Annotated in this window: 18 protein-coding genes; 3 read left to right on the top strand and 15 right to left on the bottom strand. The window is 37.2% G+C overall.

Going from position 1 to position 17,871, the window contains the following annotated elements; translation table 11 throughout:
- Positions 1–32: 32 nt before the first annotated feature.
- The 5 genes from DHD80_RS00590 to DHD80_RS00570 all read right to left on the bottom strand — a co-directional run bounded on the left by DHD80_RS00590 (position 33) and on the right by DHD80_RS00570 (position 3,868).
- Positions 33–1,676 (bottom strand): CTP synthase, encoded by a 1,644-nt coding sequence (locus DHD80_RS00590; RefSeq protein ID WP_251738938.1) that lies wholly within the window; start codon positions 1,674–1,676, stop codon positions 33–35.
- A gap of 118 nt (positions 1,677–1,794) precedes the next feature.
- A complete protein-coding gene (locus tag DHD80_RS00585; protein WP_251739317.1) occupies positions 1,795–2,025 on the bottom strand; it encodes a DUF3820 family protein in 231 nt (76 codons plus the stop codon).
- Between the two features lie 3 nt (positions 2,026–2,028).
- A complete protein-coding gene (locus tag DHD80_RS00580) occupies positions 2,029–2,397 on the bottom strand; it encodes a response regulator (RefSeq protein WP_251738937.1) in 369 nt (122 codons plus the stop codon).
- Positions 2,394–3,263: a histidine kinase gene (locus DHD80_RS00575; protein ID WP_251738936.1), complete on the bottom strand. Its 870-nt coding sequence runs from the start codon at positions 3,261–3,263 to the stop codon at positions 2,394–2,396. The genes DHD80_RS00580 and DHD80_RS00575 overlap by 4 nt, the downstream gene beginning before the upstream one ends.
- Before the next feature lie 17 nt (positions 3,264–3,280).
- On the bottom strand, positions 3,281–3,868 hold the full coding sequence (locus DHD80_RS00570; protein ID WP_251738935.1) for a carboxymuconolactone decarboxylase family protein: 588 nt from the start codon (positions 3,866–3,868) through the stop codon (positions 3,281–3,283).
- Positions 3,869–4,090: 222 nt separating this feature from the next.
- Between DHD80_RS00570 and DHD80_RS00565 the strand changes: the two genes are divergently transcribed.
- A complete protein-coding gene (locus DHD80_RS00565; RefSeq protein ID WP_251738934.1) occupies positions 4,091–5,623 on the top strand; it encodes a GH3 auxin-responsive promoter family protein in 1,533 nt (510 codons plus the stop codon).
- Here DHD80_RS00565 and DHD80_RS00560 read toward each other — a convergent pair.
- The 6 genes from DHD80_RS00560 to DHD80_RS00535 all read right to left on the bottom strand — a co-directional run bounded on the left by DHD80_RS00560 (position 5,620) and on the right by DHD80_RS00535 (position 10,800).
- Positions 5,620–6,213: a hypothetical protein gene (locus DHD80_RS00560; protein WP_251738933.1), complete on the bottom strand. Its 594-nt coding sequence runs from the start codon at positions 6,211–6,213 to the stop codon at positions 5,620–5,622. The two genes, DHD80_RS00565 and DHD80_RS00560, sit on opposite strands and share 4 nt — an antisense overlap.
- 218 nt (positions 6,214–6,431) lie before the next feature.
- Positions 6,432–6,893 (bottom strand): DUF1801 domain-containing protein, encoded by a 462-nt coding sequence (locus tag DHD80_RS00555; RefSeq protein WP_251738932.1) that lies wholly within the window; start codon positions 6,891–6,893, stop codon positions 6,432–6,434.
- A gap of 35 nt (positions 6,894–6,928) precedes the next feature.
- Complete coding sequence (locus tag DHD80_RS00550) at positions 6,929–8,110, bottom strand: MFS transporter (protein WP_251739316.1); 1,182 nt, start codon at positions 8,108–8,110, stop codon at positions 6,929–6,931.
- Between the two features lie 9 nt (positions 8,111–8,119).
- Positions 8,120–8,479, bottom strand: a complete 360-nt coding sequence (locus tag DHD80_RS00545) for a cupin domain-containing protein (protein WP_251738931.1) — start codon at positions 8,477–8,479, stop codon at positions 8,120–8,122.
- Positions 8,480–8,693: 214 nt separating this feature from the next.
- Positions 8,694–9,503: an alpha/beta hydrolase-fold protein gene (locus DHD80_RS00540; RefSeq protein WP_251738930.1), complete on the bottom strand. Its 810-nt coding sequence runs from the start codon at positions 9,501–9,503 to the stop codon at positions 8,694–8,696.
- A 16-nt stretch (positions 9,504–9,519) separates the two neighbouring features.
- The gene (locus DHD80_RS00535; RefSeq protein ID WP_251738929.1) at positions 9,520–10,800 is read right to left on the bottom strand and encodes a hypothetical protein; all 1,281 of its coding nucleotides are present in this window, start codon (positions 10,798–10,800) and stop codon (positions 9,520–9,522) included.
- 112 nt (positions 10,801–10,912) lie between these two features.
- On the opposite strand from DHD80_RS00535, the gene DHD80_RS00530 reads away from it, so the two are divergent.
- Positions 10,913–12,160 carry a sodium:proton antiporter gene (locus DHD80_RS00530; RefSeq protein WP_251738928.1) on the top strand — a complete coding sequence of 416 codons (1,248 nt, stop codon included), beginning with the start codon at positions 10,913–10,915 and terminating at the stop codon, positions 12,158–12,160.
- Here the strand turns inward: DHD80_RS00530 and lysA are convergent, their stop codons facing one another.
- Both lysA and DHD80_RS00520 read right to left on the bottom strand, forming a co-directional pair.
- Positions 12,161–13,396 (bottom strand): diaminopimelate decarboxylase, encoded by a 1,236-nt coding sequence (lysA, locus tag DHD80_RS00525; protein WP_251738927.1) that lies wholly within the window; start codon positions 13,394–13,396, stop codon positions 12,161–12,163.
- A 99-nt stretch (positions 13,397–13,495) separates the two neighbouring features.
- Complete coding sequence (locus tag DHD80_RS00520; RefSeq protein ID WP_251738926.1) at positions 13,496–14,671, bottom strand: MFS transporter; 1,176 nt, start codon at positions 14,669–14,671, stop codon at positions 13,496–13,498.
- A gap of 220 nt (positions 14,672–14,891) precedes the next feature.
- On the opposite strand from DHD80_RS00520, the gene sucC reads away from it, so the two are divergent.
- A complete protein-coding gene (gene sucC / locus DHD80_RS00515) occupies positions 14,892–16,085 on the top strand; it encodes an ADP-forming succinate--CoA ligase subunit beta (protein WP_251738925.1) in 1,194 nt (397 codons plus the stop codon).
- A 433-nt stretch (positions 16,086–16,518) separates the two neighbouring features.
- Here the strand turns inward: sucC and DHD80_RS00510 are convergent, their stop codons facing one another.
- Both DHD80_RS00510 and DHD80_RS00505 read right to left on the bottom strand, forming a co-directional pair.
- Positions 16,519–17,322: an MBL fold metallo-hydrolase gene (locus tag DHD80_RS00510; RefSeq protein WP_251738924.1), complete on the bottom strand. Its 804-nt coding sequence runs from the start codon at positions 17,320–17,322 to the stop codon at positions 16,519–16,521.
- 63 nt (positions 17,323–17,385) lie between these two features.
- Positions 17,386–17,844 (bottom strand): GNAT family N-acetyltransferase, encoded by a 459-nt coding sequence (locus DHD80_RS00505; RefSeq protein ID WP_251738923.1) that lies wholly within the window; start codon positions 17,842–17,844, stop codon positions 17,386–17,388.
- Positions 17,845–17,871: the final 27 nt, after the last annotated feature.

Raw genomic sequence — 17,871 nt, 5'->3', positions numbered from 1 at the left:
GCTTAGCCTGCAAAAGACAAAAAAACAACCAATTATTGTTTTTGTGCCAACTTGGCATTTTTAACTTTTTTTGCGTGTTCATTTGCAGCCTTAACAAAGGATACAAAAAGTGGGTGAGGATTTGCAACTGTACTTTTATATTCCGGGTGATATTGTACCCCCACGAACCAGGGATGATCTTCCAGTTCAATCACTTCAACCAAACCGGTTTCAGGATTGATTCCCGATGATTTCATGCCCGCATTTTCAAGTTGCTCTTTGTATTTATTATTATATTCATAACGATGGCGGTGCCTTTCTTTGATCTCTTTGGTGCCATAAACTTCATAAATAATAGTATCTTCTGAAAGTTCACAATCCCAGGAACCCAAACGCATGGTGCCGCCTTTATGCGTGACCTCTTTTTGTTCTTGCATAAGATCGATCACCGGATGTTTGGTGTCCGGATTCATTTCGGTAGAATTGGCCAATTTCAGCTGAAGCACATTGCGAGCGAACTCGATAACTGCCATTTGCATTCCCAGGCAAATTCCGAGGAAAGGAAGATTGTTTTCACGCGCATAACGCACGGCATCGATTTTTCCTTCAATCCCACGTTCCCCGAAACCGGGGGCAACCAGGATTCCGTCCAGATGACTTATTTTATTATGGATCGTATTTTCATTGATGAATTCTGAATGAATATATTCCACATTTACATACACCTCATTTTCGGCACCCGCATGAATAAATGATTCTAAAATCGATTTATAGGAATCCTGAAGTTCCACATATTTCCCAATCAATCCTATATGTACTTCGTGCTTGGGGTTTTTATGCCTTTTTAGAAACTGGTTCCAGCGATCTAAATTTGGAGTACTGTCATTTGGCAATTCAAGTTTTTTCAACACAACCGTATCCAGGCCTTCCTTCAGCATCATTCCGGGAACATCATAGATGGTTGCCGCATCGATACTCTGGATCACCGCTTCCTGGCGAACATTACAAAAAATGGCCAATTTTCGCCTAATATCATCTGAAAGTTCATGCTCTGTCCTACATACCAAAATATCGGCTTTAATCCCGCTTTCCATCAGTGTTTTTACAGAATGCTGGGTTGGCTTTGTTTTTAGTTCCCCCGCAGCAGATAAGTAGGGGACCAAAGTTAAATGGATCACCAGGGCATTAACATCACCAAGTTCCCATTTTAACTGGCGAACTGCTTCGATATAAGGTAAAGATTCAATATCTCCCACAGTTCCTCCAATTTCAGTAATAACAAGGTCAAAATCCCCATTTTTACCAAGAAACTGGATCCTTTCCTTGATTTCATTCGTAATATGAGGAACTACCTGAACAGTTTTTCCAAGAAATTCACCTCGCCTTTCTTTATCGATAACGCTTTGATAAATTCTTCCGGTGGTTACATTATTAGCCTGGGAAGTATTTACGTTAAGAAAACGCTCATAGTGCCCAAGATCAAGATCGGTTTCTGCTCCATCTTCAGTTACATAACACTCTCCATGTTCATAAGGATTTAGCGTCCCCGGGTCTACATTAATGTAAGGGTCCAGCTTCTGAATAGTGGTCTTAAAACCGCGCGCCTGTAATAATTTTGCAAGCGAAGCCGCAATAATTCCTTTTCCAAGGGAAGAAGAAACACCTCCGGTTACAAATATGTACTTGGTTTCGGCCATCGCTTTGTGATTTGTTGCATTGTTTATTCAGGGCGCTAAATTACAAAGAAGAATAGAAAATCCTGCTAATTTGAGAAGCTAATATTAAGAGGTTTTTAACGGCAGGAAAACCTTGAAATTAAGGTTGGGGATACCGCTTTCTTATTTCGAAAAGCAAACTTTCCAGGCTGTTGATTTTCATCTCGTGAACCTGTCGTAGCTGGTCACCGAGTTTACCCTGGGGAAATCCTTTTTGACTGAACCACACGTAATATGGCTCAGGAATATTTGATAAATACTGGCCTTTGTATTTGCCAAAAGGCATTTTGGCGTAAGCCAATTCAATTAAAATTTTCGAATCTGGTACCAGCAATTATCCCGTTTTTAAATAGGTGGAAAGTTCTGAAAATTTATCGCGGTTCATCGGTTTTTCCATATATTTAACAACATTCTTGAAAGTGGAAGCACGGGTTTTGTCTATCTCACTGGTGCTGGAAGACAAAATGATAATGGTATGTTTTATATTTCTTTGCTGCAATTCCTCCAAAAATTGCCATCCGTTCATTTTAGGCATGTTAAGATCTAAAAAAATGATGGCATCTTGTTCTTCTGAAATTTTTTGAAATGCCATTACGGGATCGGTAAAGTCAAATACATTCTCCGAAAAACCTTCAATTTCAAGTAATTTTTTAGTAATGAAATTTGCAATAGGCTGGTCGTCTACCAGGTAAATCTTTTTCATAACTCTGAAGCCTTTAAATGCCCTAATTCTTTGGTGGCAGTTTGAATGACTTCTTTTAGGACATCGTCCATTTCTGCAACAGATTGTTCTAATTTTGGGATCAATTCACTTCTACAGGATTCATCATCAAAAAGTGCAAAGAGTTGAATTACTCCCTGGATTCGTGATAAAGGTTCTCTAACGTTATGTGCATTCAAAGCTGAAATGTGCAATAATTTCGCATTCTTCTGGGCGATCTCCTTAGTCCTCTGGGTAATGATCTCTTTTTGATTTTCCACAATTGACTGAATTTGATGGTTTTTTTGTTTAATAGTTTTATAAGCTTCGGAAAGGTTCTTATTCCTATCAGCTAATTGTTTTTTTAGATAAAGTTCATGGAATTTGGCCTGAATGCTATCTACTACAAGATTTAAAATATCTATATCTCCCGTAGCAAACATCTTTTCATCATCTGCCAAAAGAGATACACTTATTTTATGATCATATTTATTAAAGCACCATCCCCAAAGCACGGGGTTGCACATGGGAGTTAAATCAAATTTATCTTTAATAAGCCTTTCGGGGATTTCGAATGTATAAATTGGAATTTCATTTTCGAAGAGATTGTTTTCATAATCTAATAGGGCATCGTTTTCAACGATATTATACCAGATCTTATTTTTAGCGATTTCGAAAACAAAATATTTGCCTTTTTGCTCCATAGCTATACGAATTACCCTAAAATTTAAAAGATATTTTAGGTGCCTCGTACAAACTTCACCCACTTCCTTCAACGATTTACATCTATTGATATCATTGGCAAATTTGGAAAAAGCTTCATAGGATATCCTATAAAGCTGTGAGGTGTTTGAAAGTAGGTTGCTCATTAAATTTGGGGTGAGACTTATTCCGGGGTTTCCATCAATTCATTATCGATCTTAATACCAGAGACATCGGCGATGGTGTTTAACATATTCACCAAATCTGCCTGTGCCATAAGTTCCTGGATTTCACGGGGGGAAAAACCTGCGTCTTCTAAGGATTCAAAATCTGCTTCCGTTATTTTATCATGATTCAATGCCGCCTTAGTAACCACATTTACCGCAGTTTTGTAACTAACCGGCATAGATAGGGAGGTTAGATTTTCAGTAGCTTTGAAACCCGGTTCTTCAGAAATCATAGCACTCATACTATCAGCAAAAATACCATGTGCATGTGAACAATACTGGCAATTTCTTTCGTTGGAAACATTATAAATAATCAATTGCTTTAGCACATTTGGAACCTGCCCTTCCATTAAAGTGTTCTTTAATTTGCTCCAGTTTCCCTGTAATAAAGTGGCATTGTCGCCCTGGCATTTAAACCAGTTTAATACAAAAGGAAGTTGTAGGGTTTTTTTTGTGTCGTCGTAAATGGCTTTTACTTCAGGAGTGGCTTCTTCATAAGGCACCATTTTGTAACGCGACTGTACTTGGGGTAATGTTTGTTCCATATGTAGGAAATTAATTTCACATAATTTTATAGAGGTTAATATGCAAAAAATATCGATAAAAAAACAAATTTATTCGAAATTTTTAACATTCTGTATAGTATTAGTGCCTTCCATGCAATTTATGTGGGATAAATCCTATAATTATGGGAGTTAAACTTATGATAATAATTACTGAAACATAGCGGCAATCTTTAGTTTTGACCCACCAAAAAACAAAAAAAAATGGCAATTTTCGGCTCGATTATAAAAAGTTTAATTGATATAAAAGACACCTTTACTTCTGAAAATAATCCGGTAGAAGAACAACTTGAAGTTTTGAGTATTTTACTGGATAAAGCAAAAAATACTGCTTTCGGAAAACATTATGACTTTGCAGGGATTTTAGAATCTGAAGATATTCCCAAGGCTTTTGCCGAAACAGTTCCCTATTTCGATTATAATAAGCTAAACGAACAGTGGTGGAGTAAATATCATGAAGGTGAAGAGAATGTTACCTGGCCGGGAAAACCTCCATATTTCGCATTAAGTTCCGGTACTACCGGGAAAGCCAGTAAAAAAATACCGGTTACCCAGGATATGGTCAATGCGATACGTGCCGCCGGAATCAAACAGGTGAGTGCCTTAAGCCATTTTGATCTTCCGCCAGATTTTTTTGAAAAAGAGATTATGATGCTGGGAAGTTCTACTGATCTTGTGAAGGAAGACGATCATGAAGAAGGGGAAATTAGCGGAATTAGTGCAAGTAATATTCCTGGCTGGTTTCAGGGATATTATAAGCCGGGGGTTGATATTGCCAAAATTGATGACTGGGATGAGCGCGTGACCGCCATAGCTGAAAATGCAAAAAACTGGGATATTGGAGCCCTGAGTGGGATTCCTTCCTGGATGGAACTAATGCTGAAAAAAGTTATCGAATATCATAAAGTGGATAATATTCATGAGATCTGGCCAAATCTGCAGGTGTATGCTTCCGGAGGTGTGGCTTTTGAACCTTATGAAAAAAGTTTTAATGCCCTGTTAGGGAAACCTGTGGAAGTGATCGATACATACCTTGCTTCAGAAGGTTTTTTAGCCTATCAGAATAGGCCAGGGACACACGCGATGAAATTGATCACCGATAATGGGATCTATTTTGAATTTGTTCCTTTTAAAGCTGAATATATAAATGAAGACGGTTCAATAACAGATAATGCCCCGGTCATCACTATTGCCGATGTTAAGAAAGATGAGGAGTATGTGTTGCTAATTTCTACGGTGAGCGGCGCATGGAGATACTTGATAGGCGATACCATAAAATTTGAAGATGTTGAAGCCCAGGAAATACGCATCACCGGGAGGACCAAATTTTTTCTAAACGTTGTGGGCTCTCAACTTTCCGTGAATAAAATGAATGATGCCGTACAGGAACTTGAAAAAGAATATGATATCAAAATACCTGAATTCGTTGTCGCCGCCAAGAGATTTGAAGAAGATAACGAATACTACCATTATTGGTATTTAGGCACCGAAGATTCTGCTGATAATGAAAAGCTTGCCCATTCGCTCGACGAGGCTTTAAAAGAAGCTAATAAAAATTATAGTGTGGCAAGGTCGAAGGCTTTACACGGGGTGAAAGTAAAAACCATCTCTCCAAACCTTTTTCACGAATGGAATGCGAAAAACAAGAAAATGGGTGGACAGGTAAAGATGGAAAAAGTAATGAACGAAGAGAAATTCAAAGAATGGGAAAATTTTATTGCAGAACAAAATCCTTAATCTACCGCAAGTTCTTCTTTTTCTTCATGAATTTCATCAATAAGGACCAGTATTTCTTCCTGGGAAAGATAGAGGCTCTTAATCCTGTTTTTATAGGCATCAGATAGATCTGCATGGTTCAGGATAAAGTCTTTTGTGGCGATAATATTTTCTCCTAAACCGTGGTTTACAGCATATACGTCTGCCATTCTTTCCGCTTCGCGGATATAATTTTTGGAAGTAATATATTTTATTCCAAACCATACCAGATTCAGGCCAGATCGGTTTTGATAATCCATCACGTGGCCCAGTTCATGCCCAATCCAGCCTATTAAAACATCTTTAGGCACGGTATGCACACTAAATTCCTGGTCTTCAATATTAAATTGTTTACTTATATAAATAGTGTAACCCCTATTCTTTCTCTTTTTAAATATTCCTCCAAAATTTGGCTGAGCCTGCATAAAAGACTTCTTAATCTTGTCTTTAAACCGTAATTCAATAGGGGTATTTCTTAATTCCGGGTAATGGGATAAGGCAACATATGCTTCTCGCCATATAGTATCCGGAACAATTTTATTGGTGAATTTTAGGCTATCTTTCTGCTTCATAACTTGGGAATAGGATAATGAACATGCGAAAATTGCAATAATGATTAAAAATTTATTACGCCATCTTTCGTGCATCATGGTTTTGTTTGAGGTGTTGAATAATCATGGGTTCTAAATTAGACAAAACCAATGCCAAGCTCTGTTAAACATATATAAAATAATATAAGGCCATTAACATTGGGGCAAAGTTTCAGAAAGAGTTTTTAGTTTTTCACAATTTAAGACGAATTCTTAGTTACCTTTTCGTAGGCATTAATCCAGTCTTCCAGAGTCATCTTTTTTGTTAACTCAGCTATTAATTTATAAGGGATAATTTCAGGATTTTTAAACCGAATACAACTTTTTCCCATATCGGGATTTTTACCAACCTCTTTTTTGTATTCGGAAATAAACCATTTCAGTAATTTTTCATCTGCGTAAATTCCAAAATGATATAAAGCAATATAGTTTTTTTGTGAAGCAAGATTTAAAAAGGGTAACGGAAGTTTGGGGTCACAATGATAACCCGAAGGATATTTTGATTGTGGCACCACCCAGCCTATCATATTGTAATTCAAAGTTTCTTCAAAACCTGAAGGAATATGAGCATTAATTATTTCACGTATTTTTTTTACAGCCACCTGCCTTTCTGCCGGTAGCTTACTGATATAATCCTCGGGAGACGTGGCTTCGATTTTCATCCTTAAAGGTTTCTGAATTATAAAAATAAGGATTTTTAATATTCTTTTCTGAAGGGTTTTAAAGCGAAAATTCCAAAAATTGGCCCTAAGGACAAAATTATGAAAAGATTCTTTTGTTCAATAGAATTCAACAAAAGAGTAATTAATTGAATACTTAAAATGGTGATGGCAAAGCCAATACAATTAACGATGGTTAAAGCAGTTCCCCGGTTTTCTGCAGGAGAATTGTGGGCTACCAGGGTTGAGAATAAAGGAGAGTCCCCAACAACCACAAATCCCCAAAAGATCAGGAAAAGAATAAAAATCCCTTCAGATGCGAAAACAAAAAACAGGGAGGAGGCCAAGCAACAAATTCCTGATAACGTCAAAAAACCGCCTGCTACTTTTCTGGTACCTAATTTTTCTGAAAGATATCCGGCCAGGATACAGGCCACAGTTCCGGAAGCAATAATTATAAATGACCAGAGTGAAATATTGAAGTGGGTAAATGGATGATATTCCTGATAGATTTTTAAGATAAAGGGTATAAAGGCCCAAAAAGCGTATAACTCCCACATATGTCCAAAATAACCAAAAGCTGCAGCTCGAAACCTTTCAGTTTTGAAGACCTTGAAGAAGAGTGCTGTATCAAATTTCGATCTTTGGGTCCTGTAAGGGCCATTGGGCACAAAAAAATAAATAAGAATACCACCGGCTAGTGCTAAAAAAGAAGTCGCCATAATTACGGTTTTCCAGGGCAGGGCGTTAGATCCCGAGATTTCATTGAGCAAATGGGGGAGTGCAGTTCCCAAAACAAGTGCACCTACAAGAAATCCCAAAGATTTCCCGAGACCTTTATCAAAATAATCTGAAGCGATTTTCATTCCTACGGGATAAATTCCGGCAAGTGTAAATCCCGTGAGAAATCGAAATATCATTAAACCTGTAAATGAGTTTTCTTCCCATAAAATTCCAAGGTTAATGAATGCGCCGCATATTGCACAAATAAAGAAAACTTTTGAAGGGGAAAACCTGTCTGCAATTGTTAAAAATGCGAAAAGCAAAGTGCCAAAAATAAAACCGAATTGAACTGCAGAGGTTAAATGCCCCACCGCATCTTCAGATAAATTAAAATTTAAAACCAGGTCTTTCATTACTCCGTTGCCTGCAAACCATAATGAAGTACAGAAAAATTGCGCAATTACAATTATGGGTAATATTCTTGAAGTGGGTTTCAGTAGCAATTATTAAATAAATTCCTGGTTATTATTAGTAAGTGTATGTTTTTCTTTTCCGGTATGTTTTGTGGCAGCCGGTTCAAAAAGCATCATATGGACTTCCTCCACGGCAATGGGTTTGTGTTCAACACCTTTTGGAACTATGAGAAATTCATTTTCATTAATTTCTACTACTTTATTCCGAAATTCAATTTTTAAAGTTCCTTTGATAACGTAAAAGAGCTCGTCTTCATCTTCATGGGAATGCCAGATAAACTCGCCTTTCAATTTCGCTAGTTTTACCTGTTGCCCGTTTAATTCTCCCACGATTCTTGGATTCCAGTGATCCTGAAACACTGATAATTTTTCTTTGAGATTAACTTTTTCCATTTTATTATCTAGTTAAAGGTTAAAACCCTGCAATTTCATTGCAGTTACTTTAGTTTCTATAAACGTCTTGTCATTTCGACAGAGCGAGGAACGAGTGACGAGAAATCTTATAATAATGAGATTCCTCTTCGTACCTCATTCGGAATGCCTTGCTAACTTTAAAAAGAATTTCATTTTTTTATTTTCAAACTATGGACTTTCAGTCCATCGTGGTTTATTCTTTTTGAGGCATTAGCCAGAGATAAGTTTCCAAAAATCCTTCCCTCCATAGTTTTTCATTATGCTCCCCATCTTTTACGATTTTCACCTGAAAGTTACTTTCAGCCAAACCTTTCGACTCTAGTAATTGAAGCATTTTTTCAAGATCGGTGACCATGTCTTCAGATTCTTTATCCCCAACCAAAAAATAATATTTAGTATCCGGGATCTCATTTTCTGAAACATAGGTATAAATCTCATCACTATACCAAAAACTTGGAGAATACACCCCGGCGAAGCCAAACACTTCCGGAAAATAAAATGTTGCATAAAAAGAAGTTAGACCGCCTAAACTGGATCCCCAGATCCCGGTATTTTTTCTATCGGGTAAAGTTCTATAGGTTGCATCTATATGTGGTTTTAAGGTATTGCGAATAAAATTCAAATAATCTATGGCCTTCCCGCCACCGTATTTTTCATTTGGAAATGGGGTTAATTCTTCCAGCCTTTTTGCATTACCATGCTCGATCCCAACGATGATCGCTGGCGGAATTCGTAAACTATCCAGGCTTTCATCAACATTCCACTCGCCTACAAATGATGTTTCATTATCAAACAAATTTTGGGCATCATGCATATAAATCACCGGGAAAGTTTTTTCAGCATCATTATAAGCCTTGGGCAGATAAACCCAAATCTTTTTAATGGTATCTAATTGCGGGGCTTCGATACTAAATGTTGAAACCTGTGGTGATGCCGAATGTTGCGCTAAAATTGATTGCGTTACTAACCAAAAAAGAGAACAAATTTTTAGAGTCTGTTTCATATAATTTTTAGGAATATCATTCTTCAGCAGCGCATTCAAAACATTTGATTAAACTTTCTGAAATTTCCAGTTTTTCTGAACCTTTTAAAGCAGCTGTTAGATAAGGTTGTTCTTCAATAATTTCATGAAATTCTCTTGCGTATTTAACCAAATTGACTCTTCTGTTTTTGAGTTTATCAGCAATTTCTTCCTGGTCTAATGCTGAAATTTCCTTCGGCCAGACCTTGAACGCCTCATCAATCGACCTGTTATTCAGCAATGACTGAAGGTTTTCAGCTTCTTTTACAAAGAGTTCTTCCGAAGCACCTTTCAAAAAATAAATATCAAAAGGATAGACCAGTCCCGGCATATAATCGATGTCCATTTCAAAAGGCCGCACTAAAGGTTCTATATTTTTATTAGTAACAATTTCAGGAATAATGCCGTCCAGTTTAAAAAATGCATTGTCGCGATCTCCGGGTATGGGAATAGCAATTGTTTTCTCTCCATTTTTCTGAATTGCCCATCCCCACTGCTCAGCATGCCGGTCCCAGTCTCCAATAAGAAGATCGAACAATCTGGCCCGGATTAGCGCAGCTTTATCAATATGTAGCCGATTCTTTAAGGTTGATTTTAATTCCTGCAGTTTATCAGTTTCAACTATACCTGAGATATTGGGCAATGGAGTCCAGTTTTTTTTGCTTTCAGTCTCAAATTCTAACAGGTAAATTCGATCTCCAAATTTGTCATTATATTTCTTTAAAGCATTTTGTTTGGGAACAAAATACATTTTAGGAGAGGTGTGGGGAACTTCTGCAATATTGGCCAAAGAAGCTGCCAATATTGCCCCATAGGGATGTTGACCCGAAATTCCATCCACAATAATATTTTCAAGGTAGAGGTCTTTTGCTACATCCGGGATCAATTTTTTTGGATCCTTGTTTACGCTCCTCAATGTATACATGATCCCATCTTTGGACAATAATTTTAAAGAGTGGGTTTGTTTTCCCCCTCCCTTTTTTATTACCTCCAAACCTCCTTTTAAAGTATCTAAATTGGCTACGGGAAGTTTTACCGGAACGGCCCAGGTTTTTCTATAATTTTCCCCTTGCATCATATTTTTTAAAAAATTGCCCTCATAGAGTGTACTTAGCGCAACCAAAACAGAATCATGTTTTTTAAGATCTAATTTATCCAGATCATCCAGATTTTTGATAGTACAGGTTTCAAAATTTTTATCAGTACTCCTCGCTGAAAAATAAGTAAGGGCGATAAAAGCGATTACAATTACCAGGATGGCGAGAAGTATTTTTTTCATTTCGCAATAAATTTCAATAAGCCAATATATCAATTTTAGAACTTTTAATATTCCCGTTTTCGATTGAAAAATTTCCAATAACTTAGGAAGAAATTTAAACCGAAATTTTTAAATGGATTATTTGCTCATTACCACAATTTTAGTAAGTCTTGCTGCCCTTTTTGGATTTATAAATGTGAAGTTTTTAAAATTGCCGAATAGTATTGGTTTAATGCTGGTTACTATTATTTTCAGTTTACTTATTCTGGGAATTAGTGTTTTTGATTCAACTCTTTTGAATCTGGAAAAATATATCATTACCAGTATCGATTTTGAAACTGTCCTGCTTGATGTAATGCTTAGTTTTCTATTATTTGCCGGAGCCCTGCATACCAATTTCGAACAGCTCAAAATTCAGCGTTGGCCAATTTTGGTATTTTCCACCATTGGGGTTTTGGTTTCCACATTTTTAGTGGGAACAGCCATGTTCTATATCCTGAAATTTGGCCCCCTTCCCGTGGATTATATTTATTGCCTGTTATTTGGAGCTTTAATTTCCCCAACCGATCCTATTGCCGTGCTGGGAATTTTAAAACAGGCCGGGGCACCTAAAAATCTTGAAGCTAAAATTGTTGGGGAATCCTTATTTAACGATGGAGTAGGAGTGGTAGTCTTTTTAACGATCTATAACATTGCTACAAAAGGCCCTGATGAGATGCACGTAGATACTATTTTAGAGCTTTTTGGAACTGAAGTTTTAGGAGGTATTGCCATTGGTTTGCTTTTGGGGCTAATTACCTATAAACTCATGAAATCGATCGATGATTATGATATCGAGGTAATTATTACACTTGCCGCGGTCATGGGAGGTACAGCGATTGCCCATTATTTCCATTTTTCAGCGCCACTGGCCATGGTTACTGCCGGGTTGATGGTAGGTAATGATACCGTGCGGGCAACATCCATGTCTGAAATCACCGAAACTTACGTAGATAAATTCTGGGAGCTGGTAGATATTCTTTTAAACACAATCCTCTTTGTTTTGATAGGAATGGAAATGTTGGTGCTTACCTTAGAGGTTAATTATATGATAGCAGGATTAATAGCCATTCCGGTAGTTCTTGTATGCAGATATATTTCCCTGATAATTCCTGTGCAGTTCTTTGAGAAAAAATTGAATTTTGTGCCTAAAACCAATCTTATTATGACCTGGGGTGGGTTAAGAGGTGGAATTTCAATAGCCTTAGCTTTGAGTTTAACCCAGGAAATGCACCGGGAACTCTTCCTGGTTGTGACTTATTTTATAGTGATTTTCTCGATCCTGGTTCAGGGACTTACCGTGGGAAAATTAGTAAAGAAAGTTGCATTGAATCCGGAATAATTAATTTTTTTCCACAAGCTTCCCCAGGGAAGATGTAAGATCCACTTCAATCTGATGCCTGGTAAGATCGTCAAAAGTCTCGCGCTCACGAATCAAATGAGCTTTTCCCTCATACCATAAAACTTCCGCCGGGCGATATCGTGAATTAAAATTACTGGCCATTGAAAAACAATAGGCCCCGGCATTGCTAAAACTCAAAATATCCCCTTCTCGTATTTCTGAAATTCTGCGATTATTTCCGAAAGTATCTGTTTCACATATATAGCCCACAACGCTATAGAAACGATCTTTTGCCTTTGGGTTCGAAATGTTTGTAATTTCATGGTGAGAACCGTAAAACATAGGTCGTATCAAGTGATTAAACCCGGAATCGATTCCGGCAAAAACCGTGGAGGTGGTTTGTTTGATCACATTTACCTTCGCTAGAAATTTTCCCGCATCGCTTACCAGATATTTACCGGGTTCAAAAGCTAAAGCCAGTTCCCTCCCATATTCTTTACAGAAATTTTCAAATTTTTCAGTGAGCTGAAGGCCAAGTTCTTCAATATCGGTTTCTATATCTCCAGGGCGATAAGGTACTTTAAACCCACTGCCAAAATCGATAAATTCAAGTTCTTTGAAATTTAAAGCAGCCTCAAATAAGATTTCAGAAGCATAGAGAAAAACACCAATATCGAGAATATCACTTCCGGTATGCATATGAATTCCGTTAATGTGCATCCCGGTATTCTCCACAATTCTGAGTAAATGGGGCATCTGGTGAATACTTATCCCAAATTTTGAATCGATATGACCCACTGAAATTTTGGAATTTCCACCTGCCATTACATGCGGGTTAATTCGAATACAAACAGGTGTTTTTGGGTGTTTGCTTCCAAATTGTTCTAAAACCGAAAGATTATCAATATTAATCTGCACGCCCAATTCCACAGCCTGTTCTATCTCTTCTAAAGCAACTCCGTTGGGTGTATAAATAATTTTAGAAGGGTCTACCCCGGCTTTTAAACCTAATTTCACTTCCTGAATAGATACCGTATCGAGACCGCAACCAAGCGAATTCAAAAGTTTTAAAATTGAAATATTGGATAGGGCCTTTACAGCGTAATGAATTCTTAATTCATCAACCTTAAAAGCATTGGTTAATCTTTGATACTGTGAGATAATTTTTTCAGCATTATAAATATATACAGGACTTCCAAATTCTTCAGCTACGGAAAGTAAATTTTTATGGGTCATTCCAATTCTAATTTTCGGTAAAAATATGTCAGCAAATTCATGTTAAGCAAGTAATATTATAAATATAACTGATTTGTACAAAATGTTATATTAATAAAATCAGCAACTACTTAAAGCCAGTTCTTTGGCGTGCTTTCTTCTTATTAGAATTACGCCAATGGCAATAAAAATTCCTGTTCCGGCCATCGCTGCACCCACATATTGAGCAGAAACTATTCCGTAACCCGCTGCAATGGGAAGTCCCGCTAGATAAGCCCCACTGGCATTTCCCATATTAAAAGCACTTTGGTTAAGCGATGAGCCCAGCATTTCTGAACCTTTGGAGGAATTGATCACCGCCATTTGTACCGGAGCGGCAATACAAAAGGCGATCACCGGAATGATAAATGTCATGATTAAAACCCCAACCTGATCGTAGGCTAAATGAGTATTTACGAGAAGTGCGAGCACCATAAAAATCAAGGCGATTAAAACGGCTTTGATAGGAGTGAACATTTCAGCAAGTTTTGCTCCAATAAAATTACCGGCAACCATCCCAAGTCCGGCGAGTATCATAGCATAATTCACCACATTTTCAGAAAGGCCGGCCACGTCTGTGATTAATGGTGCGATATAGCTATACCACGCAAAAAATCCTCCGGTTCCAATAGTCGTTAATAATATGACCATCCAAACTTCTGTTTTTTTCAAGACAGCAAAATCCTTTTTAATTCCTTTGGAAGGGTCAGCAGGAAAATTTGGCATCCAGAATTTTATACTTAAAATGGCCATGATCCCTACAATTCCAACGGCTAGAAAGGAAATATTCCAGCTGAAGTTCTGCCCCAGCCAGGTTCCCAGAGGGACACCTATAACATTAGCAACTGTTAATCCAGTAAACATGATCGCAATAGCCTGGGCTTCCTTGCCGGGTTTGGATAATTTTCCTGCAACCACAGCACCAATCCCAAAGAATGCGCCATGGGGCAAACCAGATAAAAATCTGGTAATCATTAACAGGGTATAAGAATTTGAAAAAGCCGACAGCGTATTGAACACCGTAAACCAGATCATTAAAAAGAATAAGACTTTTTGTGCGGGATATTTGCTCCCGAAGATGGTAAGTAAAGGTGCGCCAACCACAACCCCAATGGCATAAGCTGAAATAAAATGACCGGCTTCCGGGATACTTATATTTAAAGCTTCAGCGACTTCAGGCAAAATTCCCATAATCACAAACTCCGTCATTCCTATTCCAAACCCTCCAATGGCAAGTGCTAAAAGTGCTTTTTTCATAGCTAAAAAGTAAACTCAAAATTACAATGGAATGTTCAGCAAACCTTATAAAATCTATATTTTCTACGAGAAGGTTTTCGTAAATTGAAGTAAGATTTCAATATAATTTAGAAGAATCTAAAGGAATTAGAGCGGTCCTAAGAACATCAAAAAATATTGGTACACTAGGATGTATTTATTACTTTTGCCATCCACTTAATAATACAGAAGAAACCTGATTATGAATATACACGAATATCAAGGAAAAGACATTTTAAGCAGTTTCGGCGTACGTGTGCAACGAGGTACTGTTGCCAAAAGTCCGGAAGAGGCTGTGGCAGCTGCTAAGGAACTAACCGAAAAAACAGGAACCGGATGGCATGTTATTAAAGCCCAGGTTCATGCGGGTGGTCGTGGAAAAGGTGGCGGTGTGAAACTAGCCAAGAATTTGAAGGAAGTTGAGGAAATAGCCGGTGAAATTATAGGGATGAACCTGGTAACCCCCCAAACTTCTGCTGAAGGTAAAAAAGTTCACCAGGTCTTAGTTGCTGAAGATGTTTACTATCCCGGCGATAGCGAGCCGGAAGAATATTATATGTCTGTGCTGTTAAACAGAGCGACTGGAAAAAATATGATCATGTATTCTACAGAAGGTGGAATGGATATCGAAACCGTAGCAGAAGAAACTCCTCATCTTATCTTTAAAGAAGAGATTGACCCTGCTACAGGATTATTAGGTTTCCAGGCAAGAAGAATTGCTTTTAATTTAGGACTTAGCGGAAAATCATTTAAAGAAATGACAAAATTCGTAATGTCCCTGTACGAAGCTTTTGAAAAGTCTGATTCATCTTTATTTGAGATCAATCCGGTTTTGAAAACGAGTGATGATAAGATCATGGCTGTAGATGCCAAGGTTACTTTGGATGATAATGCCCTTTTTAGACATTCAGATTATGCTGAAATGCGTGATATTAGAGAAGAGAATGCAACAGAGGTTGAAGCACGTGAAGTTGGTTTAAATTATGTGGATCTTGACGGAAATGTTGGATGTATGGTAAATGGTGCCGGTCTTGCAATGGCCACAATGGATTTGATTAAAATGGCCGGGGGCGAACCTGCTAACTTTTTAGATGTTGGTGGTACAGCAGATGCAAAAAGGGTAGAGGAGGCATTCAGGTTGATCCTGAAAGACGATAATGTGGAAGCGATCCTGGTAAATATCTTCGGTGGTATTGTTCGATGCGACCGTGTAGCCCAGGGAATTGTTGACGCTTATAAAAATATGGGTGATGCTATAAAAGTTCCAATTATTGTAAGATTACAGGGAACCAATGCCGATCAGGCCAAAGAAATAATTGACAATAGCGGACTTAAAGTGTATAGTGTAATACAATTTCAAGAGGCTGCTGATAAGGTTCAGGAGGTTTTGGCCTAATCTTATATCAACATAGAATTTGAAGCCCGGCAACTAGCCGGGCTTTTTTTATACTAAAAAATAAATAAAAATGTTTATATAATATGTAACAATTCAATTTTACAGTCGTCTTTTAATAGAGACTAAGAAGTTTAATATGAAGATTATCAGTTTATTATTAGTTTTTTTATGCCTGAATGTCATCGCAATAGATGTCCTCTTCAGCACAAAAAAAGATCGATTAACAGTTTCGGCAAATATTAAAGAGGAGGCGGTTGATATGTATTTTAAATATCGTTTTTATCAAATTGATGCGGAAGATAATCAGCGTAAACAAAATGTTACTTCGTGCTGTTCATGCATTCATACATAATTTTAAAGTTTGTTTAGTTTAGCCACTAAAAAAAGCCCGGGAAAATTTCTCCGGGCTTTTTAAATGATATATGTTTAGGTTTTACATTTCTGGATACCAATCTAGAAGCTCGACTTGTATTTTTGAATTTCCTTCATTCACTATCTTTTTGAACTTTTCAATATCTGCAAGTCCATTTTTTCCACGATAATGGTAGGGGATTACTTTTTTAGGTTGAAAAGCCAGTACCCCAGCTGCGGCGTCTTCTACAGTCATGGTGTATGGTAAGTTCATAGAAACTAATGCCACATCTATATTTTCAAGATTTCTCATTTCGGGAATATCTTCTGTATCACCTGAGATATAAAGAGTAAAGCCGTCTTTTTCTACCAAGTAGCCATTTCCCCGACCTTTAACATGCATGGCATCTTTAGTTTGGGGTAAATTATACATAGGAATGGCCTTAATATGAAATCCATCAATCTCGTAGTTTTCGCCATTGGCCAATACTATAAGATTTGCCTGTAGATCTTGCGGTAGATCTTCTTTTACAGCTTGCGGGACAATGATTTTAATACTATCTAATTCTAAACCCTGAAGGGTTTCAGCATTCATATGGTCACCGTGAATATCTGTGATCAATACAAAATCTGGTTTTTCTGCATTGGCGAAAGCTTCAGCTCCCCCTACAGGATCTGTATAAAAGGTTTCTTTACCCCAATTAAAGACAGCTGTAGCGTGTGAAATTGGTTTAATATCCAGGTCGTAAGAATCTTCCTGTTCATTAACTTCCGGCGATTTGTTTTCAACCATACCTTTTTTCGCCTTTTCTCCATTCGATTTCTCATCATTTTTGCAGGACTGAAAAATTGCCAAAATGCTTAAAAGTAAAATTGTTCTTTTCATGGGGACTTAATTTTATACAAATGTATAGAAGCTAAGGTTTAGAGCTTTAGAATTAATAAAGCTTTAAGACAGGTTTAATTCCATTTTAATATCGCCCCGGGTATATGGATTACTTTCTTCTATAGCGATTTCAATAAACCCATATTTTCTATAAAGGTGAATGGCATTTTCAAGTTTTCGGTTGGAATATAAAATCAGCTTTCTCCAGGAATGTGATCGCGCAAAATCAATTCCTTCTTTTAATAGATAATTCCCCCATTGTTTTCCTCTTTGCTCCTTTAAAATGGCCATTTTGGTTAATTCAAATACCCCTTCTGAAATTTTCAAAAATGCAAGACAGCCCAAAATTTCATCCCCTTCTTTTAGAAATAAGATATTTCCACCAGGACGAATAATAATTTTTTCAGGATGGCCTAAAACTTCTTCATCATAGGATTCCACCCAGAAAAATTCTTCCAGCCATTGAAGGTTCAAAATTTTAAAATCTTTAGCGTATTTATTATTCCAGGTAATAATTTCCATCAAATTAATCTTAGAAAACAAAACTAT

The organism is Gramella sp. AN32, assembly GCF_023718305.1.
GTDB lineage: Bacteria > Bacteroidota > Bacteroidia > Flavobacteriales > Flavobacteriaceae > Christiangramia > Christiangramia antarctica.
This window is presented reverse-complemented; position numbering and strand designations above follow the sequence as displayed.